This window comes from Salmonella sp. NW722, from assembly GCF_051702785.1.
In the GTDB taxonomy this organism is placed as follows: domain Bacteria; phylum Pseudomonadota; class Gammaproteobacteria; order Enterobacterales; family Enterobacteriaceae; genus Salmonella; species Salmonella enterica.
This window is the reverse complement of record NZ_JAMMIN010000040.1, coordinates 1-225: the sequence shown is the minus strand read 5'-3', so window position 1 is coordinate 225 and position 225 is coordinate 1. Positions and strand designations below refer to the sequence as shown.

Below are 225 nucleotides of genomic sequence, written 5' to 3'. Positions count from 1 at the left end.
GTTTCACTTCTGAGTTCGGCATGGGGTCAGGTGGGACCACCGCGCTAGTGCCGCCAGGCAAATTCTTTGTGCTCTGTACGCAATTCTTTATCGCATCAGCGGCGTTGCCTGCGCTCGTAAAGTCAGTCACATACTTCTGTATGCTCCTTCCTTTCCTTCGCTTGCCGCCTTGCTGCTGCGCAAATTATTGCGTACTCAACTCTGAATCAGTGCTGAAAATCGTCT

At 51.6% G+C, this 225-nt stretch carries 1 rRNA gene; it reads right to left on the bottom strand.

The annotated features are described in order from the left end of the window. Window positions 1-58: ribosomal RNA gene (rrf, locus tag NA330_RS23280) — 5S ribosomal RNA — on the bottom strand; the annotation flags it as partial. Window positions 59-225: the final 167 nt, after the last annotated feature.